The organism is Mesorhizobium sp. M2E.F.Ca.ET.209.01.1.1, from assembly GCF_004010375.2.
Taxonomy (GTDB): domain Bacteria; phylum Pseudomonadota; class Alphaproteobacteria; order Rhizobiales; family Rhizobiaceae; genus Mesorhizobium.
Genome location: NZ_SADP02001372.1, coordinates 1 through 279, shown reverse-complemented (window position 1 = coordinate 279; position 279 = coordinate 1). Strand labels below are relative to the sequence as shown.

The 279-nt window shown below is 65.2% G+C and carries 1 protein-coding gene; it reads left to right on the top strand.

The window, feature by feature from the left end; translation table 11 throughout:
- A partial coding sequence (locus EN852_RS40455) for a DUF952 domain-containing protein (protein WP_135880021.1) occupies positions 1-223 on the top strand: 223 nt, incomplete at its 5' end.
- Positions 224-279: the final 56 nt, after the last annotated feature.

Sequence of the window (279 nt, the reverse complement as noted above, 5' to 3'; positions counted from 1 at the left end):
GGCGCGCGAGACCGCTGCCAAGCATTTCGCCGGCCAGACGGACCTGCTGCTGATCGCGATCGACGGGAGCAAACTGGGCGATGCGCTGAAATACGAAGTGTCGCGCGGCGGTGCCCTGTTCCCGCATCTCTACGCCCCGCTGGATCTCGGTGCGGTTCTCTGGGCAAAGCCGCTGCCGCTCGGCGCCGGTGGCCACGACTTTCCGACACTGGAGGGTGAATGAGCGTGCTCGACCGGATCGGCCAAAAGCTGCTTTTCTCCTTCGATCCGGAAACGGCG